We start from the raw sequence: 24,525 nt of genomic DNA, 5'->3' as shown, positions 1-24,525 counted from the left end.
CATTCTCGTGAGCGGGCGCAAGCCGACAGGACCTCGACATGATCCGACTTGCTCGGGCGCTTCGCACCGCCCTTGACGGCCTCTATTTTGCCGGCGGCGTGCTCGCCGCGCTCTGCCTCGTATCGATCCTCGCCATCATCGTCGGCCAGATGGTCGCCCGCTGGACCGGTCTCACCTTTCCCGGAGCCACCAGCTACGCGGGCTATGCGATGGCCGGCGCGTCGTTCCTGGCCTTCGCCCACGCGCTCAACCGAGGCGCCCATATTCGCGTGAGCCTGCTTCTCAGCGCGCTCGGCCGCCACGCCCGCTGGCTCGAGGTCTGGTGCTTCGGCATTGGCGCCGCGCTTGCCTGGTTCCTGGCCCGCTATGCGATCAAGACAGTCTACTGGTCCTGGAAGCTTCATGACGTGAGCCAGGGCCAGGACGCGACCCCATTGTGGATTCCCCAGACCCTCATGGCCGCCGGCTCCGTCCTTCTTGCCGTCGCGCTCACCGATCACCTCGTGCGCGTCCTCTTCACCGGCACCTCCGGCGTGAAGCAGGACACCGTCGAGCAGAGCCACGCGGAGTAGGCCCATGGAAACCTTCGCCCCCATCGTCCTGTTTCTCTTCGTGCTCTTTCTGCTTCTGGGCACCGGTGTCTGGGTCGGGCTCGCCCTTCTCGGTGTCGCCTTCGTCGGCATGGAACTCTTCACCTCGCGGCCCGCCGGCGACGCCATGATGACGGTGATCTGGGCCTCGTCCTCCTCCTGGACGCTGACCGCCCTGCCCCTGTTCATCTGGATGGGCGAGATCCTCTATCGCACACGCCTGTCGGAAGACATGTTCCGCGGTCTCTCGCCGTGGATGGCAAGGCTTCCCGGCGGCCTGCTGCATACAAACGTCGTCGGCTGCACGGTCTTCGCCGCCGTCTCGGGATCGTCGGCCGCCACGCTCACCACCGTCGGCAAGATGTCGGTGCCGGAGCTGCGCAAGCGGAACTATCCGGAGAAGATGGTGATCGGCACGCTTGCCGGCGCCGCGACCCTTGGCCTGATGATCCCGCCGTCGCTGACGCTCATCGTCTATGGCGTCACGGTCAACGAATCCATCACCAAGCTGTTCATGGCCGGCATTCTTCCAGGCCTCGTGCTCGCCGCGCTGTTCATGGGCTACATCGCCATCTACTCGAAGCTCGCCCGCGACTACGAGCCGACGCCCGAACCGCGCATGACCTTCGCCGAGAAGCTTGCCAACTCACGGTTTCTGGCTCCCGTCATGCTTCTGATCATCGCCGTGATCGGGTCCATGTACCTGGGCTACGCCACGGCGACGGAAGCGGCCGCCATCGGCGTCATCGGCGCATTGGCGCTCGCCGCAAGCCAGGGGTCGCTGACACCGCGCGCGTTCGGCGAAAGCCTCATGGGCGCGACGAGGACCTCGGCCATGGTGGCCCTCATCCTCGCCGGCGCCGCCTTCCTGTCCCTGTCCATGGGCTTCACCGGGCTCCCCCGTGCGCTTGCAACCTTCATCGGATCGCTGGAACTCTCGCGTTTCGAACTGCTGATGGCTCTGCTGGTGTTCTACATCATCATCGGCTGCTTCCTTGACGGCATCTCGTCCGTGGTGCTCACCATGGCCGTGGTGGAGCCCATGGTGCGCGCGGCCGGCATCGACCTGCTGTGGTTCGGCATCTTCATCGTCGTGGTGGTCGAGATGGCGCAGATCACGCCGCCGATCGGCTTCAACCTGTTCGTGCTGCAGGGCATGACGCGGCACGAGATGACCTACATCGCGCGTGCCGCCCTGCCCATGTTCGCGATCATGGTCGTGATGGTGTTCCTGCTCATCAGCATGCCCGAGCTCGCCACATGGCTGCCGGAGAACGCCCGCAGCATACCCTGACGCCTCGCCTGCCGCTCTCGCTGGGTCGGCAGGCTCTCGAATATACGTTGACATTTTATCGATAAAAAATCGATATTATCACATCGAAAGACACTTCGCCCGCGACGCGGCGGCAACGACCCGGGAGAAACAGCATGACGAGCGGAAAGTGGGATTTCTGGATCGATCGCGGCGGCACCTTTACCGACATCGTCGCCCGCACGCCCGAGGGCGGGATCAAGGCTCACAAGGTCCTGTCGGAAAATCCCGAGGCCTATCGCGACGCCGCGATCCAGGGCATCCGTGAACTCATGGGCGTCGCCTCCGGCGAACGCGTTCCGGCGGAGAACATCGCCACGGTGAAGATGGGCACCACGGTCGCCACCAACGCACTGCTCGAGCGCAAGGGCGACCGCACCCTTCTCGTGACGACCCGAGGCTTCCGCGACGCGCTGGAAATCGGCTATCAGGCCCGCCCCGACATCTTCGCCAAGAAGATCGTCAAGCCCGAGTTGCTCTATGAAACCGTGGTCGAGGTCGACGAGCGTGTGCGTGCCGACGGCACCCTCGAGGTGGCCCCGGATCTGGCAACCGTCGAGCGGGACCTGAAGGCCGCCCACGACAGCGGCATCCGCTCGGTGGCGATCGTCTTCATGCACGCCTATGCCTTCCCCGAGCACGAGAAGAAGGTCGCCGAACTTGCCCGCAAGGTCGGGTTCCCGCAGGTCTCCGTCAGCCACGAGGTCTCGCCGCTGATGAAGCTCGTCGGACGCGGCGACACCACGGTGGTCGATGCCTATCTCTCGCCGATCCTGCGCCGTTACGTCGAGCAGGTGGCGAGCGAACTCCAGATCGAGGGCACCGACTGCCGGCTGATGTTCATGCAGTCGTCGGGCGGCCTGACCGCGGCCGACCTGTTCCAGGGCAAGGACGCGATCCTCTCCGGACCGGCCGGCGGTGTGGTCGGCGCGGTCGAGACCTCGCGCATGGCAGGGTTCGATGCGGTGATCGGCTTCGACATGGGTGGCACCTCCACCGATGTCTCCCACTACAACGGAGACTACGAGCGCGCCTTCGAGACCGAGGTCGCGGGCGTGCGCATGCGCGCGCCCATGATGATGATCCACACGGTCGCGGCCGGCGGCGGCTCGATCCTCCATTACCGCGACGGGCGCTTCCAGGTCGGCCCGGATTCGGCCGGCGCCAACCCCGGCCCGGCCTGCTACCGGCGCGGCGGCCCGCTCGCCGTGACCGACGCCAACGTGATGGTCGGCAAGCTGCGTCCAGACTTCTTCCCCAGGATCTTCGGGCCCGGCCGTGACGAACCGCTCGACCGGGACGTGGTCGTGGCGAAGTTCGAAGCCCTGGCCGAGCAGATCGGCGACGGACGCACCGCGGCCGAGGTTGCCGACGGCTTCCTGCGCATCGCGGTGGAGAACATGGCCAATGCCATCAAGAAGATCTCCGTCCAGCGCGGGTATGACGTCACGGACTACGCCCTGACCTGCTTCGGCGGCGCGGGTGGCCAGCATGCCTGTTCGGTGGCCGACAGCCTGGGTATGACCACCGTGATCGTGCATCCGCTGTCGGGCATCCTCTCCGCCTACGGCATGGGGCTTGCGGACATTCGCGCCACCCGCCAGCAGGCCGTCGTCAAGCGACTTGAGGAAGAAAACCTCGGCGAGATCCGCGCGCTGGTCGACAGCCTCACCGGCGAGACCCGTGGCGAGGTCGAGAGCCAAGGTGTTCCCGCCGCCGACATCAGCGACCTCCCGCGTGCGCTCCTGCGCTACGAGGGCACGGACACACCGATCGCGGTCTCCTTCGCCGATGGCGACATCGACGCCATGACACAGGCCTTCGCGAACGCGCACCGCGCCCAGTTCGGCTTCGTCTACGACGACAAGCCGATCGTGGTCGAGGCAATCGAAGTGGAATCCGTCGGCGGAGGCTCCGGCATCGACGAGCCGGATCTCGCCCCCGCTGACTCCGAGCCGGTGGCCGCCTCCACCGGCGGGATCTTTGCGGAAGGCTCCTGGCACGAGAGTGGCTTCTTCGCCCGCGAAGACCTGAAGCCGGGTCAGAGGATCAGCGGCCCGGCCCTCATCGTCGAGCCCCACCAGACCATCGTCATCGAGCCGGGCTGGCAAGCGGAAATCACCCCCAAGGACCATGTGGTCCTCAAGCGCGTGGAACGGCTGGCCCGGGCCGAGGCCATCGGCACCAAGGCCGACCCGGTCATGCTTGAGGTGTTCAACAACCTGTTCATGTCGATCGCCGAGCAGATGGGCGTGACGCTGCAGAACACCGCCTACTCGGTGAACGTGAAGGAGCGGCTCGACTTCTCCTGCGCCGTGTTCGACGCTTCCGGCGCACTGGTCGCCAACGCGCCGCACATGCCCGTGCACCTGGGCTCCATGGATCGCTCGGTCGAGACCGTCATCAAGCTCAACGAGGGCAAGATCCGCCCCGGCGACGTCTTCGCCCTCAATGCGCCCTACAACGGCGGAACGCACCTGCCGGACATCACCGTCGTGTCTCCGGTCTTCGACGATGCGGGCAAGGAGATCCTGTTCTGGGCCGCCAGCCGCGGCCACCACGCCGATGTCGGCGGATCGGCGCCTGGCTCCATGACGCCGCTCGCCACCACCGTGGACGAGGAAGGCGTGCTGATCGACAACTTCAAGCTTGTCGACCAGGGCCGCTTCCGCGAGGAAGCTCTCGTCGAACTTCTGACGGACCACCCCTGGCCCGTGCGCAACGTCACCCAGAACGTCGCCGACCTGAAGGCCCAGATCGCGGCCAACGAGAAGGGCGTGCGCGAGCTGCGCAAGATGGTCGGCCATTTCGGCCTGGAAGTCGTTCAGGCCTACATGGGTCACGTTCAGGACAATGCGGAAGAAAGCGTGCGCCGCGTCATCGAGGCCCTGAGCGACAGCGAGTACGAGTATCCGACCGATCAGGGCGCGCTCATCAAGGTGCGCATCTCCGTGGACCGGGAGAAGCGGGAAGCAACCGTCGACTTCACCGGCACCAGCGACGTGAAGGCGAACAATTTCAACGCGCCCGAGCCAGTCACCCGCGCGGCCGTTCTCTACTGCTTCCGCGTCATGGTGGAAGGCGACATCCCGATGAACGCGGGCTGCCTGCGTCCGATCCACATCGTCATTCCCGACGGCTGCATGCTGAAGCCCGCCTATCCGGCCGCCGTGGTCGCCGGCAATGTGGAGACCAGCCAGCATGTCACCAATGCCCTGTTCGGCGCCCTGAAGGCCATGGCCAACAGCCAGGGCACGATGAACAACCTCACGTTCGGAAACGACACCTACCAGTACTACGAGACCCTGTGCTCCGGCTCACCCGCCGGCCCCGGCTTCGACGGGACGGACGGCGTTCACGTGCACATGACCAACTCGCGCCTGACCGATCCGGAAGTGCTCGAGTTCCGCTACCCGGTCCTGCTCGAGGACTTTCATATCCGCGAGGGATCCGGCGGAAAGGGACAGTGGTCGGCCGGCAGCGGCACCAGGCGCACCATCCGCTTCCTCGAGGAAATGGAACTCGCGATCCTCTCCTCCCACCGCACCATCGCGCCGAAGGGCATGGAAGGCGGCGCCGACGGAGAACTTGGCCGGACGCTTGTGCGCCGACTCGACGGCAAGAGCGAGGAACTGAAAGGCTGCGACCAGACCGTCCTGAAGGCCGGCGAGGCCGTAACGGTCATCACGCCGACGGCCGGTGGGTGGGGCAAGGCCTGAGGGCCTGTTTCCCGCGGAATTGGGTGAGGAGGCCGCGCCAAAGGCGCGGCCTTCGTATTTTTCTGGATGACCCGCGCACATGCCGCGCAACGACTCATGTAATAAATTCTATATCTAAATTTTTATTCAAAACTCATTTGCGATAAAAACCCGAAACCACCCTAATTTTTGAAGAATAAAAAGCTGGAAACCAGTGATACTTCCGCTGCAAAATCAGGGAAAATTAAGAAATTACGCAAAGTAATGAAGAGACAAGCTTAGCTCAGATCGCTAACCGTTCTCTCTCAAGGATTGCTTCCATGCACGAGACGCGTGCCGGTTCCTCCCGCCTGCGGTCCATTTCCGCCAAGATCCTCGGACTCGTGGCATTCCTCAGTTTCACCATGCTGCTGATTGCCGGAGTCGGGCTGACGCAGATGCGACAGATCGGCAAGGAACTGGAGGAAATCGCCGTCGAGACGGTTCCCCTTGCCACAAATGTGAGCAAGGTCACAGCGCATCAACTCGAGCAGGCTCTCGTTCTCGAACGCCTGTTTCGCCTGGCGGACCTCTCCCCCACGAGCGAGACCGGGGACCGGGCCGCGCTTGAAGAGAAGCTGAAAACCCTCTCGGTCCGGGTGGGCGAGGAGATCGGACTTGCAAGGGAGATCGCCAGGAAGGGTATTTCCCTCGCCGTTTCTCCCGATCATGCGGCGAAATACGAAAGGGTTCTCGACCAGCTTGGCCGCATCTCGTCCGAATACGAGGCCTACGAAAAGCATCTTGGCCAGATCATCGGGCACATCGATGCCGGCAATCTCGACGCGGCGCAGAAACTTTCCGCAACGCTTGAAAGAGAGCAGCACCGGCTGGATGCCGAACTGCTCGCCCTGACCGAGGACCTCGACCGCTTCACCGTCGAGGCCAGCGCCGCCGCCCTCGACCATGAACAACATGGCCTGCTGCTGATGAGCACCACCACCGTCGTGGCCGTGGCCGTCGGCATCGCCATCGCGATCCTGCTCGCGGTCTTCGGCATCAGTCGCCCTTTGCGCACCGTCGTGACCGCACTCAACCGGCTCGCCATGGACGACACCTCCGTCGAGGTCAATATCCGCTCCCGCGATGAAGTCGGTGAGCTTGCGCGCGCGTTCGAGGCCTTCCGCGAGAAGACGATCGAGATCAAGCGCCTCCAGGAACAGGCCCGCGAGGAGGAGGAACGCATCGAGATCGAGAAGCGCGAGGCGACGCTGCGTCTCGCCGACGCCCTCGAATCCTCGCTGATGAACGTGTCTCGCAGCATCGGCGCGGCGGTGCGCGAACTCAAGGACGCTGCGGACGCCATGGCCCGCAACGCGGAAGTCACGTCCGACAACGCCGGCACCGTCGCCGCGGCGGCGGAACAGTCGACCTCCGGCATCCAGACGGTGGCAAGTGCGGCGGAGGAGCTCAACGCCTCCATCGGCGAGATCAGCCGTCAGGTCACGGCGGCGCTTGGAGCCGCCGGCAGCACGAGCGAGAACGCACGCGAGTCGAGCGCGGTCGTCGGCGGTCTCACCGCCTCGGCACGGCGTATCGATGACGTGGTGAAGCTCATCAACGACATTGCCGCGCAGACCAACCTGCTGGCCCTCAACGCGACCATCGAGGCCGCCCGCGCCGGCGAGGCCGGCAAGGGGTTTGCCGTGGTCGCCGGAGAGGTCAAGGCCCTTGCCGGGCAGACCGGACGCGCCACGGAGGACATCAGCGCCCAAGTGCAGGACATGCAGACCGGAACGCACAAGACCTCCGAGGCGATCGGCGCGGTCGTCGAGGCGATCAACCAGATCAACGGCCAGATCTCGGCCATCGCGTCTGCGATCGAGGAGCAAAGCGCGGTGACGGCGGAGATCGCCCGCAACGTCTCGGAAGTCGCATCGGGCAGTTCCGAGATCACCCACACCATCGGCTCGGTGCGCGAACGCGCGGTCGACTCCAGCGCCGGTGCCCGCCAGGTGCTCACCGCCGTGGAGAGCCTCGCCTACCAGTCCGGCACGCTGGAGCAGGAACTCGACACCTTCCTGCGCAACATCCGCGCCGCCTGAGGGCGGCGCCGGCACGCGTCAGCATACCGGGGGAAGCCCGCCTACGGTCTTCCCCCTTGTGCCTGATGTTCCTCAGGTGATCTGGCCACCGCCCGTCGCCCTTCGGTCGAACACCATCGATACCGGCTTGTGGTCGCTCGTATGGGCGTGGGACGGGCGCGTTCCGGTCACCGCGTGATGGATGTCATGCTCGACCAACCCGCCACCGGTGCGGGCGCGATAGGCGAAAGGCGTCACCTGGGTGTTCCCGGTGAAGCTCTGGCTGAACAGGATGTGATCGAGCAGGATGCGCGGGTCGCGCCCGGGATCGAGCCTGTCGCGAAAAAAGACCGACCAGCGCTCGTCCTGCGGCGCATCGAACAGCGCATGGTTCAGGAACGCACGAGCGAAGAAGATCTCGCCCTGCAGCGTGCTGATAAGGTCGTGATAGAGAAAGCGGCGCTCGATCCGCTCCTTGCCCGGTCCGTCGTTGAGGTCACCAGCCACGATGATCGGCGCGCTGGCATCCGCCTGGAAGCGGGCATCGATATAGTGGCGAACATCCGCGCACTCGGTCGTGATCTTGGTGCGCGCCTTGATGAGTTCGGCCACGAGCTTCGGATTGTCAGCAAAGAAGGCATCGTCCGACGGCGAACCGGAACTGCCCGTACGCGTGTACTTGCTCTTCAGGTGGCAGCCGATCACCTCGAAGCGTTCTCCCCCGATTTCCGCCAGAAGCACCTGGGGATGCCGCCAGTGTGAGTGGTTGCGGTCGATGTCAAACTCCAGCACCCCCTCCCGGAAGCGCGGATAGGACACGTCCCAGCGCCCATTTGCATGCTCTCCGGCGGAATTGGCCTCGACCAGCCGCCGCCACTGGTCGAGATGGAGAAGCCGCCCCGTGATCCCCGCCCCTCGCCGCAGAAGGAACCAGATCCACTGCCTGCCAGTGGTCGCGTCGGTGCCCTGCATCCCGTAGTCGCGCCGCTCACCGCTCCCGCGCACGACCAGATCGTGACCGGGCGCGACGGCGGCGAAGAACTCCCTCGCCCGCGTCTCCCCGTTCGGTCCCTCGCACACCATCAGGATGTCCGGGTCGATTGCGGCAATCTCGGCGGCAATGGCGTCGCGCCGTTCCTCCGCCTCGTCTCGCTTGCGCGGATCGGCGTCGCCAAGCGCGTCGATCAGCTTGTCCGAATGCTCGATATTCCAGCAGGTCAGCTTGAAACTGTTCATCTCGCCCTCCCGACGAGCACTATCGACAAATGCAATCAGGAGGAGAGTGCCAGGGAAATTACCCCTACGTCAACAAACTTCAGATACCGCCGACAATTCCCTTGTAGAGCAGAATCAGGGCCGGGATCGCCAGGCAGGAGAAGGTGAGGAACATTCCCGCCATGCGGGCTTTCAGGTTCCGGTCGCCGGGCGCCAGTCCGAAGGCGTGAAGCAGCCGCCCCACGATCAGCGCGATGCCGAGCCCGTGGATCACATAGGCGGAGGTCGCCTGCATTTCGCAGAGCGCCATCAGGAGAAGGATCAGCGGCCCGTATTCGGCGGCATTGCCATGCATGCGGATACGACGCTCGAGCTCACGGCTCGCTCCGTCGCCGACACTCACCCGGTCGCGCTTTCGAACGGCGATGATCCGCGCCGCAAGGCCGATGTAGAGAAGCGCGAAAAGCGCCGCGTAGAGACCCGTTACCTGAACCATGCAAATTCTCCCAAGTCCCGGCGTCAGCGCCCGGTCACCGCGAACATCCAGTTGAGCACCAGCCGCCAGTCCGTCATGCGGATCGGCGTCCCGTGCGTGCCTGTCTCGAAGAGCACGAACCGGGCGGGATAGTTGGGGTTCCGCGCCTTGATCCGCTCGAAGAACGCTGCCTGCTTCCGCCAGTCGTAGACCTTGTCCCAGCTTCCGTGGCCGAGATAGATCGGCAAGCGGCCCTTACGAAACTGGGCGGTGTTCAGATAGTCGTCGTCCCAAGAGGAGCCCATCAGCAGCATACCCCCCATCATGGCCGCCGCCGAAGGGTCCCTGGCCAGTTGCCAGCACACGAAGCCGCCCATGGATCCGCAGGCAACATAGACCTTCGCGCCCGGCGCCTGCTGCGTGTAGCGGCGCATCAGCGCCTTGACGTCACCGGCGCCGCGCTGGTCGAAGTCCTTCACGTCCAGCGTGATGTAGACACCGGAATTGCGGACCATCAGGTTCTTGATGCGGTTGAAGTTTCCGCCAAAGCTCTTGTCGTTCATGCCCTGGAAGCGATTGCCGCCCTGGCCGTGTACATAGATCACGATCGCCTTCGCGCCGCGCGGCTCACCCACCCGCATGTAGGTGATGCGCCGCCCGTTGGCCGTCATCTCCAGGTCCTCCTGCGAGCTGCTGGGTCGCATGGAGACATATTCGCCGAAAACCTCCCGCTCCCACACCTTGTCGCGGCGGTGGATGTCGCGGCGCTTGTCGTAGTCGACGATGACGAAGGCATCCTGCGGTTGCCCCGCAAGGAGCCCCGGGTAGCGGAAGAGCCTGTCCTTGTAGCTGTCCAGCCTGTAGGCCGCCTGCGCATCGGCAACACCGACGGGAGATACGAGCCCCGCCGCCATCACCGCGATCACGAGAAACAGGCGCAACGCACCACGCACCTGCGCGGCGGAAACGATGGAGCGGCGAAAAAGCTTTGAAGTCATTCCGGTCCGTTCATGCTGGTGGGGCGGCCCTGCCTGAGCGCTCAGGCGCGCGGACACCGCGATCATCCCTCGCCCCTTGCCGCTTTCGCAAGGGCGACGAGCCGCGGGCGCAGTTCGGCCGCACTCTCCAGCGGCGGTTCGAAGGCGATCCGCGCCACCCTGTCACCATCCGCCAGATCCATGCCCTCCGGGTCGAAGGACGTCATCCGCCAGTTCCCTGGCGTCCGGCCGGCAAGCTTCTCGGCGTAGAGAGCGATGGCATCCAGGTGATCCTCGTTCATGTGCGCGACCGCACCCTCCTCCATGGCCGCGAGCCCTTCAAGTGCTGGATGATCGCGCAGCCGGAGATCCTCTTCACCCATGGCGTAGGCGCGCGCGAATCCGCCGTTCAGGCTGGCGCGCGCCATGTCCAGGCGGACGAACGAGAAATCGGCGAAGTCCGCATAGAGCTTCGCCTTGGGATGGCGGGCCAGAAAACGCCGTCGCGCGGCCGCGTGTTCCGGCGTATCCGGCTGCAGGAACCGCGCCTCGCCGGTGATCGACAGGCGCGGATGCGCGAGAGGGTCGCCCTTGCCGGGTTCCCCGACCAGCAGGGAACAGCGCGGGTCCACCCTGAGCGCCTGGGTATGTCGGGAAAGCTCGGAGACGAGCATCACCGGACGGCCATCCAGTTCGCAGGCGAGCGCGACCCGTGACACGAAGGGCGCTCCATCGGCCGGGTCCAGCACGCCCAGCGCCCCGAAACGGGCCTCCCGGATGAGCGTACGGGCAAGCGCGCGCGCCGTCTCGTCGGTCTCGAGAACGGTTTCAGGCCGTTCGCCCGTCACCGCTTCGCGCAGGAGCGTCCCGCCCCCGGTGGCCTCGTCCATCTTGTTTCCGGCCGTCATTGAACCATTTCCTTCCCGAGACGTTCTTCCAACGACAAGTCTCCCTCTCGCCACAATGAGGGCGATGGTTGACGGAAGTTGGATCGAATGACAACCGGGAGATCCGCAATGGGTACGTCCGCCGTGACCACAGACCTTGAAATGTCAGGGGGCTCCCAGGGCCGGCCGACCCCCATGACGGTACGCAAGAGCGGCAACCGACTTTCCCGCCTTCTCGTGAGCGCGGCGACCTCGCTCGCCCTTACCCTTGCCGTGGCCATGCCGGCAACCGTCTCCGTTCCGGGCGTCGCCATGGCGGACGACCCGGCCCACAACCAGGACAACTTCGGCCAGTACGGATCCGACCGGGCCTACTGGCGCTACAAGAACCAGCAGCAGAACACCGGACGCACCTACCGCCGCCATCGCGGCGACGGGTATGACCGCCACAGGTACCGCCGCGACAGGAACCGGGGCTACTACCGCGACCGCGATCGCGGCAGCAACATCGGGGCCGGCATTGCCGGTGCGATTCTGGGCTTGGGAGCGGGTGCGATCCTTGGACAGTCGCTTTCGCAGCCGCAACGGGTGGCGCCGCCCGTGCGATACCGGGGGCGCCCCGAGCCCTGGACGCGGGCTTGGTACAACTATTGTTCCCGCAAATACCGCAGCTTCAATCCGCGTACCGGCTATTACACCGCCTACTCCGGTCGCAAGCGGTTCTGTCGCTGACCTTCGCAGATGAACGCCGGATGAACGGGCATCTCAGGGACGGTTCAACAGCCGTACGACAAGGTAGGCGTGACTGAAGCTTCCACGCGAAAGGATGCGCAAATGGCTATCAAGCGTCTTTCCACCCGTCTTCTTGCCGCGGCCCTGATCGGCGCTTTCATGCTCCCGACCGTCGCGGCCACCTCGGCAGAAGCCAAGGACCGGCGTCACGGCTGGCACAACCGCCAGCACGATAACTGGCAGGGCCGGCACCACCGTCGCCACAACAACAACTGGCGTCGTGACCGTGACCGCGACAACGGCGGAGATGCTGCCGCTGCGATCGCGCTCGGCGTGATCGGCCTGGCGGCGGGCGCGGCGATTGCCTCCTCGGCCAGCCAGCCGGACTACATCGACCCTCCCTATGATCCGCGCTATGAGCCGGGCTACGGCTATGTTCCCGATCGGGACACCTACATCGATCCGGCCAACCGTGGCACGGGCTTCCGCAAGCCCTACTATCCCGATGCACCGACCGTGGTGACGGGGGCTCTCGAGCCCTGGACCTCGGAATGGTACGCCTATTGCGCTGACAAGTACCGCAGCTTCGATGCCCGAAGCGGAACCTACACGGCCTACTCCGGCGAGAAGCGCTTCTGCCGCTGATCCCCTCCCCTTCTCTCTGATTGAACCCCACGGCTCCGGATGCCTGACGCATCCGGAGCCGTATCTCATCCGCGTCTCTCCCGATTGCGCCGGCAAAACACCCTGTGCAACGCTCGGAGCGGAATTCGACGTAGCGGAATCAGAGAGGATAAGGCTGGTGGCGGACAAGACGGCATCGAAGGCTCAGGCAGAACAAGCGTCTCCCGGCGATCTCGACACCGCTTCCGGCGTTACGCCGCAGCCCGGCGTGCCCGAAGGCGCGGAACCGGACCGCGAGGTGTCACCCGAACCCGGAGAAAGGAGCGCCGCTCCCCGACCCGACGGAGGAGCCGCCCGGCGCCATCAACTGGCCGGAATGCGCCATGACCCCAGTGCGATCCGGGAGGTTTTCGAGACCGGCTCCTATCCCTACGCCGCACGAATGCGCCGCAAGGTCTATGAGCGACACAAGGCGGAGCTCCAGGTCGAGCTTTTGAAGGCCCAGCGCTGGGTCGCCGAAACCGGCGAGAAGATCGTCGTGCTCTTCGAGGGACGCGACGCGGCCGGCAAGGGCGGCACGATCAAGCGCTTCATGGAACATCTCAACCCGCGCGACGCACGGGTCGTGGCCCTGTCCAAGCCGAGCGAGCGGGAACGCACTCAGTGGTATTTCCAGCGCTACATCGAGCAATTGCCGTCCGGCGGCGAGATCGTATTCTTCGACCGCTCCTGGTACAATCGCGCCGGCGTCGAGCGCGTGATGGAATTCTGCAAGCCCAATGAATATCTGGACTTCATGCGCCAGTGTCCGCTCTTCGAGCAGATGCTGGTGCAGTCGGGCGTCAGGCTTTTCAAATACTGGTTCTCCGTTTCCCGCGAGGAGCAGCGCCGCCGCTTCCGGCAGCGCGAAACGGACCCGTTGAAGCAGTGGAAGCTCTCACCCATCGATCGGGCCTCCATGGACCGCTGGGACGACTACACCGAGGCGAAGGAGGCGATGTTCTTCTACACCGACACCGCCGACGCGCCCTGGTCGGTGGTCAAGTCGGACGACAAGAAGCGTGCGCGCCTCAACTGCATGCAGCACTTCCTCTCCAGCCTGCCCTATCCCGACAAGAACCGCTCGGTGGTGCGCGGTCCCGATCCGCTGATCGTCGGAGCCAGCGCGCATGTGATCGGACGCGACGCCCACATCCTCGGCAAGTCCCTGCATCCAGGCAAACGACGTGGTTCCTGACGCGATCCGTACCGCAAAGCCTTGAAACGGCTTGCAGAGACCCTTCGCATCCGAAAAAATCACAGGAGAGAATCCGCCCCCTGACCGGGGTGACCTGGCGCGGAATGGCAGGTGGAGAGCACGCGGGAGCGTGCCTCGCAGCCCTCTTCATGCGCAGTTTGCGGGAGGAACACCATGCTTTCGGCGCTGGATCTGGCACGGGCCCTTGAACAGGGCAGCGAACGACTCGACGCGATCTACGACGGGATCGGTGAGCGCATCGCCAAGCGTGAAGATGAAATAAGGGCCTTTGCGAGCCTCGACCTCGAGCGCGCCCGGGCGGCCGGACATGCGGTTTGCGGTCCCTTGCGCGGCCTGCCGCTGGCGGTGAAGGACAATATCGAGACCGGCGACCACCCGACTGCCTACGGATCGCCGATTCACGCCGGACACCGCCCGGCGGTCGATGCGGCGGCCGTGGCCCTTGCCCGGCGCGCCGGCGCGGCCATTATCGGCAAAACCGTCACGACCGAATTTGCGTTCTTTTCTCCCGGGCCCACGCGCAACCCGCACAATCCGGACCATACGCCGGGCGGCTCCTCGTCCGGCTCGGCAGCCGGGATTGCCGCCGGCTTCTTTCCCCTGGCGCTCGGCACCCAGACCGGAGGATCGGTCGTGCGCCCGGCCTCGTTCTGCGGCGTCGCCGGTTTCAAGCCGACCTTCGGTCGCCTCCCGACAGTCGGTCTCAAGATCTTCTCCTGGTCGCTGGACACGCTCGGCGTCTTCGGAAAGGGCGTCCGGGACGTGGCGTTCGGCGCGGGCCTTCTCGCGGCGCGCGACTGGCGGATCGACAACACCGAGGCAGGCGCACCGCATCTCGGATTCCTCGAGCCCCAGCCCTGGGCACAGGCCGACGAGGAGATGACCGCCGCGTTCGACCGGGCACGCGATCTGGCCCTGCGCGCCGGCGCGCGCGTGACCACCGTCTCCCTGCCGCCCGTCTTTCGCGAGGCCTTTGCCGCGCACAAGACCATTCAGGACTACGAGGCGACACGGGCGCTGGCCGCGGAACGCGACCTTGCGCCCGAACGCATCAGCGACGTGCTTCTCGAGACCCTGGACGAGGGCGCGACCATCCAGGCCTCCGACTACGACGCGGCACAGGAAACGGCCCTTGCGGCAAGGCGCGCCTGCGCCGAGGTGATGAGCTCCGTCGATGTTCTTGTGACGCCGTCCGCGCCAGGGGCCGCCCCGGAGGGCCTCGCCTCCACCGGGTCGTCCGTCTTCAACCGCGTCTGGACGCTGATGGGGGTGCCGGCCGTCAACGTGCCCGGCCTCATGTCGCCGGCCGGCCTGCCGCTCGGCATGCAGGTGCTGGCGCCGTTCGGGCGCGACCGCACGGCCCTCCTTGCGGCGGACTGGCTGGAAACCTGCCTTGCGGACGGTTGAGCAGCCGCTCTCCGGTCAGAGGTTCGCGGGGGTCAGAGGTTTGCGGGAAGCTTCAGCTTTTTCGCCATGGCGATGAAGGCGTTGCGCGCCTCGCCGGGACCGAGTTCCTGGTAGCGGCGCATCGACTCGCTTGCGGTGGCCGACGACAGACGCATCCGCTTGGAGCGCATCCGGACCACCTTGCCATAGGCCTCGTTGGAGACGCCGCTCACGCGACACAGCACGAAGAGCGGCTTCTCGTCGTCGCGGAAGACGAGCGGCACCACCACGTTTTCCGGCCAGTCGACCTTGCGCGCCAGCAACTGCGCCAGTTCGAAGGCCCGCTCCTTGTCGGCGAAGGCGGAGACCGCGACATCGACCGGAACCTTCCCGTCGATCGCGGAATCGATGAGCTGCTGGGTTTTGGACGCCGCGCCCGAAAACTCGCGCAACTGGATCTCGACCTCGCGCGCGGTGCGCGTCGCGATCGCGTTGACCAGCGCCTCGTTCTTGCTTCCGTCCCGAATACGCTGGGCGAGTTCGCGCGAAAGGAACGGCACCAGCCGCTCCGCCGAGGAAACCGGCATGTCGGGGCGCTCGCTGAGCGCCTCCTGCAGGTTCTCGTCCTTGCGGGCGCGGGCGACCAGAAGATCGAAGGTGTCGCCGCCGAGCGTGGCGGCGTGGTTCCGGGTGAGGCTGCGAAGCACCTCCGCATCGCCGCGTTCGGCGAGAACGCGGGTCAGGACGGGTCGGATCGGCCGCCGACGGCACATCACCAGCATGTGCGCGTTCGAGACCTCTGTCACGATGCTGGCGAAATCCTCGTCGCTGAGCACCGGCGAGTTCAGCAGAACCGGGGTGGCCACATCGAGTTCTTCGTCACTGGCGAGCTTCTTGAGCAGGGGCTTTGGAACCCTGTCTTCCGCGCCGATACGCTCGGCGAGAACAACCCTCGAGGCCGCCTCGAGCCGATCGAGAACCTTGAGCAGCACTTCCGAGAACACCGCACTGACGCGCTCGCGCTCGGCCTTGCCGGATCGGCAGAACATGTCCGTCAGCATGCCGACCAGTTCGCCGATTTTGTCCCCGGATGCCTCAGCGGACCGGGGGGAAAGATGCGAGGCGTTCATGAAGCATCCCTTTTCCCTAGGTCTCGCAGATTATCGCAATGCGGTTTCCCTGAGGTTAACCAGAGGAACTGGGCAAAAGTGGCGGTTTCCCGGTCTTTTTCACTGAACCTTGCCAGGAAAAGCTTGCGAGGAGACAGGAAACTCTGTCGCTCAACGTCCCGTGGCCCCGCCAACCCCTGTCCTCGCCGGCCGACGTCCGCGAGCGAACGAAAAACCTCCGGACACCGGCCCCGGATGCCTCCGATTTTCCTCAGCCGGCGTACCTGCGACATTCGCCCGCTTTTTCAGCCAGTCCATGCGCTTGCAGGATGTTCTTGAGCTCCCGGCGCAACCGTTTTCGCAGCGCAGCATATTTTTCGCTTGCCGGTTTTTCGCGGTAACTTATTATTTACGGGTCGAAAGACTGCGGGAGGCCACAGCATGACACTTGTCCGCAATGTTAACCTCTTGGCCGCGTGCGCTGCATTTGTGTTCGTCGCAGCGATTGTCGTCGGGGTTCTCTGAGAGGCTCGCACATCCGTAAGCCGGTCCGACCGACCGCCGGAACAGTCAGCGAGACCTGCGCATTGAAGCGCGATCCAGCTTAAATCCGACAAGAAACGACGCAAAATTGTCGTAATATTGAGCGGAATTGACGCATCCCATGACATCTCTCCCGGGCGGGTGACCGCCCGGGTACCAGAAAAATTCCCGGGGCGGAATCGCCCCGGCCGTCAGTCCGTGCCCCTTCCCCGTTTCAGCCGGATCGGGGGATAGCGGGTCGGAGACCCCGTGTGCTTGTAAGGCGTGGTTCGCGACGTCGCAGGCGGGGATAGGGGCAGGCGGGGATAGGGGTATGACCTCACGCCCGCCCTCCGACTGCAGAGACGCGCGTCCCGGGAAGAGGTCCTTGCAAAAATCGTCCAGGGTGGGCGCGCCGGTCAGCGCTTGTCGCTCCAGCCGACGCGGGCGTCCGGTCGGCTGTCGGTCGAGGCGAAATAGGGCTTGATGTCGATGAGCGGTGTCCCGTCAAGGCAATCGAGGCCGCGCACGCTCAGCACGTTTCCCTCCACCGCGAGAAGCTCGACCACGGACAGCGAGACCGGATTGGGCCGCACCGGGGAGCGCAGCGCGAAACAGCCGTGGGTCCGCTCCGCGAAGGACGGCGCCTGAACGATCAGGTCGCGCCGCGCCTCATGCATCCAGTACAGAAGAACGAGATGGCTGCAGGTCGCGACCGAGGCGAGACCCTCGGCATATTCCGGCCGGACCACGACCTTGCAGGTCTCGCGGGTCTTGCCGCCGTTGCGCGGACACTCCGAAACCGTCCGCCACGGCGTTTCCACATGGCCAATGAAGACCAGTCCGGCATCGGCCGGCAGGCTGGCTGGATCCTGCTCCAATATGACTTCGCCGGGCCGCGCCGCCTTCGAGGCGCCCTTGCGCGATGCGTCCGTTTCCGCGTCCGCCTGATGCCCGGCCATACGCTCCTCCACAGTTTTTATGCCGCTACGTCAGTCCGCAAAGCGAATGCGGGTGCGCCCTTGAGAGTGCCATCCCGCGTCCGTTTCGCAAGCCTTGACGGCCTCGTGCCAGCGGAATGCCGCGATGCAGACAATTTTAATCGAAACCGCCTCGAGATTTCTTAAAACAAGGCTAAAACAAGTTTCATATATTAGTGCTCGAGATCGCGTTTTTGTTTAGTCGGCCCGTGCTACCCAAGAGCATCGAATTCCCTCGGTCAGGAAAAAACGATGTCTAATTTGCCGAATACCGAGCTGGTCAACTTCGAGGCCCTCGCCAACGAAAAGGACATGACGCGCCGCAACGAGCTTGCCCGCAACGTGGCGACCCTGTTTTCGCTGACCTCCGAATCCTGCTCGGACGAGCAGATCGAGATCTATGATTCGGTACTCGTTCGACTGTCGGACATGGTCGAAACCCAGGCGCGTGCATTCATCTCCGACCGGCTGGCGTCCCTGCGCCGTGCTCCCGAAGCCACGATCCGGCGGCTCGCCAGCGACGAGATCGCCGTCGCGCGGCCGGTTCTGGAGAAGTCGACCGTCCTGCGCGATGCCGACCTCGTGGAGATCGCCAGCGGTCACGGCGATGAACACCGGATCGCCATCGCCACCCGCGAGATCCTGTCGGAGATCGTGACCGACGTTCTGGTGGAGCGAGGCAGCACCGACGTTCACCGCAAGGTCGCCGGCAACGGCGGCGCCAATCTGTCGGAGCGTGCCATCACGAGCCTCCTTGAGGCTGCCGGTGTGGACGAAGACCTGCAGATGGCGCTCGCGAAACGCGGCGACCTGGACGAAACCACGGTCGAGACGCTCGCCGGGCTGGCCAGCGAACGCGTGCGCATGCAGCTCCTCTCCAATGCCGGAGCCAGTACCGGCAAGGTTCCCGACGCGGCCCGCGTCGCGGCACAGAAGCTGTCCAACGACTTCTGGCTGCATCGCTACGATTTCGAGACCGCCATGGGCCGGGTGTATGCGATCGCCCGCGGTCCCGGCATCTCGGAGGAGACGCTGCTGCGCTTTGCCGAGGAGGATCGCTTCGCGGAGGTCGTGGGCACCTTCGCCCTGCTTGGCGACATCGGCCTCGAGGAAGCCAAGCACTGGATGGTGCGCGTCGACACGGATCCCTTCCTGATCGTCGCCCGCGCATGTGAGCTGTCGAGCGAGACCGTTGGCAAGGTCCTCACGGTCGGCCCCTGGCGCTACCTGCTGAACGACGCCTTGCGAGCAAAGGCCCTGACCCGTTTCGAGGCGATCAACCCGTTCTCGGCCCGCAAGCTCCTGAGCGATTGGCACGGCCGCCTCGCCTGCTGAAACATGGTCCGCCTCCGGTCGTCCCGGTCGGAGGCGGTCTCGCTCACAGCCGAAGCAGGCTCCCTGATCGGCCCCGGCGTTTCCATGACAGGTGGTGAGGCCGGTTTTCGGCGTTCCACACGCGGCGGATCGCCGAATTTCCCTCGCCTGCAATAACTTCCTTTACATTCATACGCTAAGATGCCCCGAAAGTTGGACCTCGCCGCACGGACAGCGGGATCCGTTTTAGTCTTGGGGGCATCATGACCGATCGATCGATCATGCGGGGGAGAGGCGTTCGACAGCCTTTCGCACGCGTCGCATTTCTTCTGGCAAGTCTGTTGGCGTTGGCCGGCTCGCTGGTTTCGGTCCCCGCCCTTGCCGCCGAAACGGCCACGGAGATGGCTGGCGAACGCTACTTCGTCCGTCTCGGCCTGCAGGTGCGCGAGGCCCTCGGCAAGACGCTGGCCTCCCTGCCCGACTTCGACGCGCAGACCATGCGCATCCTGACCTCCCATTCCGCGAACGGCTCGCTCGACTGGATCTGGAGCAGCCTGATCGTTCTGGCCGGGTCCTTCGTCGCCGGCGCCATGGCCCTGACGCTTTGCGAACGCTGGCTGTTCGCCCGCTTCCTGAACGAGCGCATGCCCGATGGCGCGGGAACCCGCTCGACCCGGATCATTTTCCTGATCGCCCGTGGCGCCATCATGCTGCTCGCCGTCGCGCCCTTCATGGCGGTTGCGGTGGCAATCGCCTTCGCCTTCATTTCCGGCCATCCGGCCTCCCGCGTTTCGGTGCTGATCGGGCTCGAGGGCGCCTTCACCTTCCTGGTTCTGCGCATCGTGCTGCGCGCGATCCTGGCGCCCGGCCTGCCCGGCGGACGAATGCTGCCGCTCAGCACCCGGCAATCCAACTCGCTCTACCGTGGCCTGATGACCGCCGGCGGGCTCTCCATCGCGATGATGGCGGTCTGCGACTGGATGGAGGCGCTCGGCCTCGAACCGGCCGGACACCGGCTGGGACTCATTCTTACCGTCGGCATGACCTGCCTGCTGCTGTCCGCCGTCGCGATCGTCAACCGCAAGGCGCTGACCGGTCTTCTGGCCAGCGCCGGTCTCCATGAAGAGGAAACCCCGAGCCCGGTTCGACGTTTCATCACGAGGATCTGGCTGCCGGTCCTGATCGCCTATTTCACGATCGCCTTCCTCGTCTCCGCACTGCGCGTTCTGCTGCAGGAAGACGCGGCCATCGGTCTCGTCGCGGCGCCGATCTACGCGCTCATCATCTGGGCCGCCGTGCTCGGCATCCTCATCCTCGTTATCGACCGCCTGCTGCTGCCGCGCCTCGACAGCGAGCGGCAGCTCGACCGGCGCGCCAGGGACCTGGCCCGCGCGGAAGCCTCTGCGGGAGAAGTCCACGACGAAGGTGAAACACGTGCCCAGGCCGCGGCCGAGGCCATGGAGGCCGAACGGCACCGCCTGCCCTATCGCGACCTGCTCGACCACGGCGCAAGCATCCTGGCCGTGGTGGTCGCGGCCGGCTCGATCCTGGTCAAATGGGGCGTGGACATCACCGGCGACGATTCGATCGTCGGCAACGCATTCGAAATCTGCGTCATCGTCTTCCTGGCCTACATGGCCTACCGGGCGGTGGAACTGGCCATCGACCGCCAGATCCATCGCGAGAACGGCAACAAGAGCGAAGGCGGTCACGACATGGAGATCGGCGGCGTCGGCGAAAGCCGCCTGGCGACCCTTCTGCCGATCTTCCGCAACTTCCTGCTGATCTCCATCGTCTCCATCGGCGCGATGATCGTGCTTTCGGAAATGGGCGTGAACATCGGGCCGCTCTTCGCCGGTGCCGGCGTGGTCGGCCTTGCCGTCGGCTTCGGCGCCCAAACCCTCATTCGCGACATCTTCTCGGGCGCCTTCTTCCTGTTCGACGACGCCTTCCGGAAAGGCGAGTACATCGACATCGGCAGCGTGAAGGGAACGGTGGAGAAGATTTCCATCCGCTCCATGCAGCTTCGCCACCACAACGGCCCGCTCAACACGGTGCCCTTCGGCGAGATCAAATACGTGAAGAACTTCTCCCGCGACTGGGCGGTGATGAAGCTGGCCTTCCGCGTCACCTACGACACGGACGTGGAGAAGATGCGCAAGCTCATCAAGAAGTTCGGCCAGAGCCTTCTGGAGCACGAGGAGTACGGGCCGAAGTTCCTGCAGCCGGTGAAATCCCAGGGCGTCACCGCGCTCGAGGATTCGGCCATGATCGTGCGCGTCAAGTTCATGACGCGTCCCGGCGACCAGTTCGAGCTGCGCAAGGTGGTCTACTCGGGCATCCGCGACCTGTGCGAGGCCAACGGCATCCATTTCGCCCATCGCCAGGTCACCGTGCGTGTCGCGCAGGAAGACGGCGAACAGCGCGAATTGAGCGAGGCGGAGAAAACGGCCGCCGCCGGCGCGGCCCGCGCGCTGCTCGACCAGGAGGCCGCCGCCCGGTCCGGTGGCGGGTCAACCGACGACCGCTGATCCGGCTCGTCACGGGTCCTGACCGGGTGCTTGCAGGCTCCGGTCAGGCCCGCGCGACCCAACCGCGAAAGGTGAAGGCGGCATAGAACAGGGAGACGTCGGCAAAGCCCGCCTCGGCGATCAGCGCCTCGTCTTCCTCGGGAGACAGCAGCGGCAGGCGCTCGCCGAGCGCGACGGCACCGTTTTCCGCATTGCCGGACGGAATGCCCGAGGCGGCGGCAAAGGCGGCATAGCGCGACAGCCAGAGCGAACGCTCGTTCTCGCCCTGCGGAAAACTGTGGTGGGCGACGACCAGCGGCGCGCCCGGCTTCAACCGCCTGCGGATCTCGCGCAGGGTGCGAAGCCGCTCCTCCCGATCGACGAAATGCAGCGTGAGGAGACATGCCGCCCCGTCGAAAGGCCCCTCGGGCGCCACGTCGACCAGTCCCTCGTGCAGGCACACCCGCTCGCCGAAGGGGGCCAGGACATCCGAGGCAAGCGAAAGCATCTCAGCCGAGGGATCCACGCCATCGAAGGACCAGCCGGGACGCGCCCTTGCGAAGACATCGATCTCCATGCCGCCACCGGCCCCGACAACAAGCATGGCCGCGTCCCGGGCGGCACCTTCCCCAAGCAGCAGCAACGCCATGCGGTGAAGCGCGGAAAGGCCGGGCACCCGCTGGACGGTCCCTTGCGCGTAGCGGGAAACAGTCGCGGGATCGTCAAATCCTGTCATGGCGCTCACGTGTCCTGGAAAAGTGGTTTCAAGGGAGGCGGAGACTATGGGGGAGAACCGGCAGCGGCAATCCCCGCCTGCCGCGCGATGGACACACGCCCTTGCACTTGGATCAATACAGGTATAAACATATCTTTATATCTTCCTGCGGGACAGACATTCGAGGATGCGCATGACCACCGACGCGACCACCCCCAACGCACCCGGAGAGCCGCAGCTCAGCGCCGAGCAGCTGCTGGTCGGGCTGCGCACGGTCGGCGAGGACACGCGTCTGCGCCTGCTTGCCCTGCTGGCCGACGGCGAACTGACGGTCAAGGACGCGACGACGATCCTGGGCCAGAGCCAGCCGCGCATCTCCCGTCACCTCAAGCTTCTGACCGAGGCCGGCTTGGTGCAGCGCTTCCCCGAAGGCGCCTGGGTGTTCTACCGGCTCGGCGAGGGAGCGCTCGGCGGTTTCGCGCGCATGTTGCTCGACCGCCTCGACCCGAACGACCCGCTGCTGGCGGCCGACCGGGTGCGCCTTGCAGCGCTGCGCCGGGCCAAGGCCGAGGCCGCCGCCGCCTTCTTCGCCTCGCGCGCCGCCACCTGGGACCAGGAGCGCTCGCTCCACGTGCCCGAGGCGGCCGTGGAAGAGGCCATCCGCGAACTCGTCGGCAAGCGGCCCTTCCGCACCATGCTCGATCTGGGCACGGGCACCGGCAGCCTGCTGAAGCTCTTTTCCGACCAGTACGAACAGGCGCTTGGCCTCGACGCCAGCCACGACATGCTGACGGTCGCGCGCGCCAACATCGCACGCGAGGAACTGCGCAACGCACAGGTGCGCCAGGGCGACATCTACGCCCTCACGGTTCCCGCCGAGAGCTATGACCTGGTCACCCTGCACCAGGTGCTCCACTTCCTCGACGATCCGGGCCGCGCCATCGAGGAGGCCGCCCGCGTGCTGCGTCCGGCCGGGCGCCTGCTCATCGTCGACTTCGCCCCGCACGCGCTGGAATTCCTGCGCGACGACCATGCCCACCGCCGTCTCGGGTTCTCCCACGACCAGATGGCCCGCTGGCTGGAGAGCGCCGGCCTCGACCTCGTCGAGGCGCGCGATCTGGATCCGGGTCCGGGCGATTCCGACCGGCTCACCGTCACGATCTGGCTGGCTCGCGATCCGCGCATCGTGTCCGACCTGCCCGAACTGAACCTGACCCAGGAGGTCGCCTGATGTCTTCATCCGACAAGTTCCGCCGCTTCGAGCTGGGCAATGACTCCGCCAGCCGGGTCAACGTGTCCTTCGAGTTCTTCCCGCCCAAGACGGAGAAGATGGAAGCCTCGCTGTGGAACGCGGTGAAGCGGCTGGAGCCGCTCAACCCGGCCTTCGTCTCCGTGACCTACGGCGCGGGCGGCTCGACCCGCGAGCGCACCCACCGCACGGTGGAGCGCATGATCCGCGAGACCTCGCTGCGTCCGGCCGCGCATCTGACCTGCGTCGGCGCCAGTCGCGAGGAGATCGACGAGGTCATCCGCTCCTACCACGAGCTTGGCGTGCGCCACATCGTGGCCCTGCGCGGCGACCCGCAGGAAGGCATCGGCGCCATCTACAAGCCGCATCCGCAGGGCTATGCCTATGCGGGCGATCTGGTCGCCGGCATCCACCGCATCTCGCCCGACATGGAAGTGTCCGTCTCCGCCTATCCCGAGCGCCACCCCGAGAGCGCCGACTGGCAGACCGAGATCGACAACCTGAAGCGCAAGATCGACGCCGGCGCGACCCGCGCGATCACCCAGTATTTCTTCGACAACGATCTCTTCGAGACGTTCCTGGAGAAGGTCCGCGCCGCCGGCATCACCATTCCGGTCGTGCCGGGCATCCTGCCGATCGTGAACTTCGAGACCACCATGGTGTTCTCCGCCAAGTGCGGCACCTCGATCCCGCACTGGCTGGCACACCGCTTCTCGGGCCTCGACGAAGACGCCGAGACGCGCAAGCTGGTCGCCTCCGCCGTCGCCTGCGAGCAGGTGCTCGACCTTGTCGACCGGGGCGTCACCGACTTCCACTTCTACACCATGAACCGGTCCGAGCTGACCCTCGCCATCTGCCGGATGCTGGGCCTCGTGCCCGCCCCGGTGGAACAGCAGGCCGCGTGAACCA

At 65.4% G+C, this 24,525-nt stretch carries 19 protein-coding genes; 12 read left to right on the top strand and 7 right to left on the bottom strand.

Translation table 11 applies throughout. The annotated features are described in order from the left end of the window. Window positions 1–38: 38 nt before the first annotated feature. The 4 genes from ACYX4S_RS03255 (at window position 39) to ACYX4S_RS03240 (ending at window position 7,684) form a co-directional block, all read left to right on the top strand. Complete coding sequence (locus ACYX4S_RS03255; RefSeq protein ID WP_293724485.1) at window positions 39–572, top strand: TRAP transporter small permease; 534 nt, start codon at window positions 39–41, stop codon at window positions 570–572. A 4-nt stretch (window positions 573–576) separates the two neighbouring features. Further along, window positions 577–1,884: a TRAP transporter large permease gene (locus tag ACYX4S_RS03250; protein ID WP_476361874.1), complete on the top strand. Its 1,308-nt coding sequence runs from the start codon at window positions 577–579 to the stop codon at window positions 1,882–1,884. Window positions 1,885–2,018: 134 nt separating this feature from the next. Continuing rightward, window positions 2,019–5,621, top strand: coding sequence for a hydantoinase B/oxoprolinase family protein (locus ACYX4S_RS03245; RefSeq protein ID WP_476361873.1), 3,603 nt, complete (start codon window positions 2,019–2,021; stop codon window positions 5,619–5,621). Window positions 5,622–5,920: 299 nt separating this feature from the next. After that, window positions 5,921–7,684, top strand: a complete 1,764-nt coding sequence (locus ACYX4S_RS03240; RefSeq protein ID WP_476361872.1) for a methyl-accepting chemotaxis protein — start codon at window positions 5,921–5,923, stop codon at window positions 7,682–7,684. A gap of 72 nt (window positions 7,685–7,756) precedes the next feature. Here the strand turns inward: ACYX4S_RS03240 and ACYX4S_RS03235 are convergent, their stop codons facing one another. The 4 genes from ACYX4S_RS03235 to ACYX4S_RS03220 form a co-directional block, all read right to left on the bottom strand. After that, window positions 7,757–8,899 carry an endonuclease/exonuclease/phosphatase family protein gene (locus ACYX4S_RS03235; RefSeq protein WP_476361871.1) on the bottom strand — a complete coding sequence of 381 codons (1,143 nt, stop codon included), beginning with the start codon at window positions 8,897–8,899 and terminating at the stop codon, window positions 7,757–7,759. Window positions 8,900–8,978: 79 nt separating this feature from the next. Beyond that, window positions 8,979–9,374, bottom strand: coding sequence for an MAPEG family protein (locus ACYX4S_RS03230; protein WP_476361870.1), 396 nt, complete (start codon window positions 9,372–9,374; stop codon window positions 8,979–8,981). A gap of 23 nt (window positions 9,375–9,397) precedes the next feature. Continuing rightward, entirely contained in the window at window positions 9,398–10,351 is a 954-nt protein-coding gene (locus tag ACYX4S_RS03225) for an alpha/beta hydrolase (protein ID WP_476361869.1), read from the bottom strand. A 62-nt stretch (window positions 10,352–10,413) separates the two neighbouring features. After that, window positions 10,414–11,220 (bottom strand): HugZ family pyridoxamine 5'-phosphate oxidase, encoded by an 807-nt coding sequence (locus tag ACYX4S_RS03220; RefSeq protein ID WP_476362808.1) that lies wholly within the window; start codon window positions 11,218–11,220, stop codon window positions 10,414–10,416. A gap of 126 nt (window positions 11,221–11,346) precedes the next feature. Between ACYX4S_RS03220 and ACYX4S_RS03215 the strand changes: the two genes are divergently transcribed. The 4 genes from ACYX4S_RS03215 (at window position 11,347) to ACYX4S_RS03200 (ending at window position 15,238) form a co-directional block, all read left to right on the top strand. Next, window positions 11,347–11,949 (top strand): BA14K family protein, encoded by a 603-nt coding sequence (locus ACYX4S_RS03215; protein WP_476361868.1) that lies wholly within the window; start codon window positions 11,347–11,349, stop codon window positions 11,947–11,949. A 102-nt stretch (window positions 11,950–12,051) separates the two neighbouring features. Next, window positions 12,052–12,594 carry a BA14K family protein gene (locus tag ACYX4S_RS03210; RefSeq protein WP_476361867.1) on the top strand — a complete coding sequence of 181 codons (543 nt, stop codon included), beginning with the start codon at window positions 12,052–12,054 and terminating at the stop codon, window positions 12,592–12,594. 157 nt (window positions 12,595–12,751) lie between these two features. Next, entirely contained in the window at window positions 12,752–13,810 is a 1,059-nt protein-coding gene (ppk2, locus tag ACYX4S_RS03205; RefSeq protein WP_476361866.1) for a polyphosphate kinase 2, read from the top strand. A 174-nt stretch (window positions 13,811–13,984) separates the two neighbouring features. Continuing rightward, window positions 13,985–15,238 carry an amidase gene (locus tag ACYX4S_RS03200; protein WP_476361865.1) on the top strand — a complete coding sequence of 418 codons (1,254 nt, stop codon included), beginning with the start codon at window positions 13,985–13,987 and terminating at the stop codon, window positions 15,236–15,238. 32 nt (window positions 15,239–15,270) lie between these two features. Here the strand turns inward: ACYX4S_RS03200 and ACYX4S_RS03195 are convergent, their stop codons facing one another. Together ACYX4S_RS03195 and tsaA are read right to left on the bottom strand one after the other, a co-directional pair. Further along, a complete protein-coding gene (locus tag ACYX4S_RS03195; RefSeq protein ID WP_476361864.1) occupies window positions 15,271–16,347 on the bottom strand; it encodes a DUF2336 domain-containing protein in 1,077 nt (358 codons plus the stop codon). A gap of 920 nt (window positions 16,348–17,267) precedes the next feature. Further along, window positions 17,268–17,810, bottom strand: a complete 543-nt coding sequence (gene tsaA, locus ACYX4S_RS03190) for a tRNA (N6-threonylcarbamoyladenosine(37)-N6)-methyltransferase TrmO (RefSeq protein ID WP_476361863.1) — start codon at window positions 17,808–17,810, stop codon at window positions 17,268–17,270. Window positions 17,811–18,080: 270 nt separating this feature from the next. Between tsaA and ACYX4S_RS03185 the strand changes: the two genes are divergently transcribed. After that, window positions 18,081–19,163: a DUF2336 domain-containing protein gene (locus ACYX4S_RS03185; RefSeq protein WP_476361862.1), complete on the top strand. Its 1,083-nt coding sequence runs from the start codon at window positions 18,081–18,083 to the stop codon at window positions 19,161–19,163. 242 nt (window positions 19,164–19,405) lie between these two features. Beyond that, the gene (locus tag ACYX4S_RS03180) at window positions 19,406–21,673 is read left to right on the top strand and encodes a mechanosensitive ion channel family protein (RefSeq protein WP_476361861.1); all 2,268 of its coding nucleotides are present in this window, start codon (window positions 19,406–19,408) and stop codon (window positions 21,671–21,673) included. Between the two features lie 43 nt (window positions 21,674–21,716). Here ACYX4S_RS03180 and ACYX4S_RS03175 read toward each other — a convergent pair whose 3' ends face one another. Then, window positions 21,717–22,388 (bottom strand): class I SAM-dependent methyltransferase, encoded by a 672-nt coding sequence (locus ACYX4S_RS03175; RefSeq protein ID WP_476361860.1) that lies wholly within the window; start codon window positions 22,386–22,388, stop codon window positions 21,717–21,719. Between the two features lie 172 nt (window positions 22,389–22,560). Here ACYX4S_RS03175 and ACYX4S_RS03170 point away from each other — a divergent pair, with 172 nt between their 5' ends. Next, window positions 22,561–23,598: an ArsR/SmtB family transcription factor gene (locus ACYX4S_RS03170; protein ID WP_293724456.1), complete on the top strand. Its 1,038-nt coding sequence runs from the start codon at window positions 22,561–22,563 to the stop codon at window positions 23,596–23,598. Beyond that, a complete protein-coding gene (gene metF, locus ACYX4S_RS03165; protein ID WP_293724454.1) occupies window positions 23,598–24,521 on the top strand; it encodes a methylenetetrahydrofolate reductase [NAD(P)H] in 924 nt (307 codons plus the stop codon). Before ACYX4S_RS03170 ends, metF begins: the two co-directional genes overlap by 1 nt. Window positions 24,522–24,525: the final 4 nt, after the last annotated feature.

The organism is Stappia sp. ABD4_338, assembly GCF_056312175.1.
Note: the sequence above shows the minus strand (reverse complement) of the source record. Positions and strands in the feature narration are given on the sequence as shown.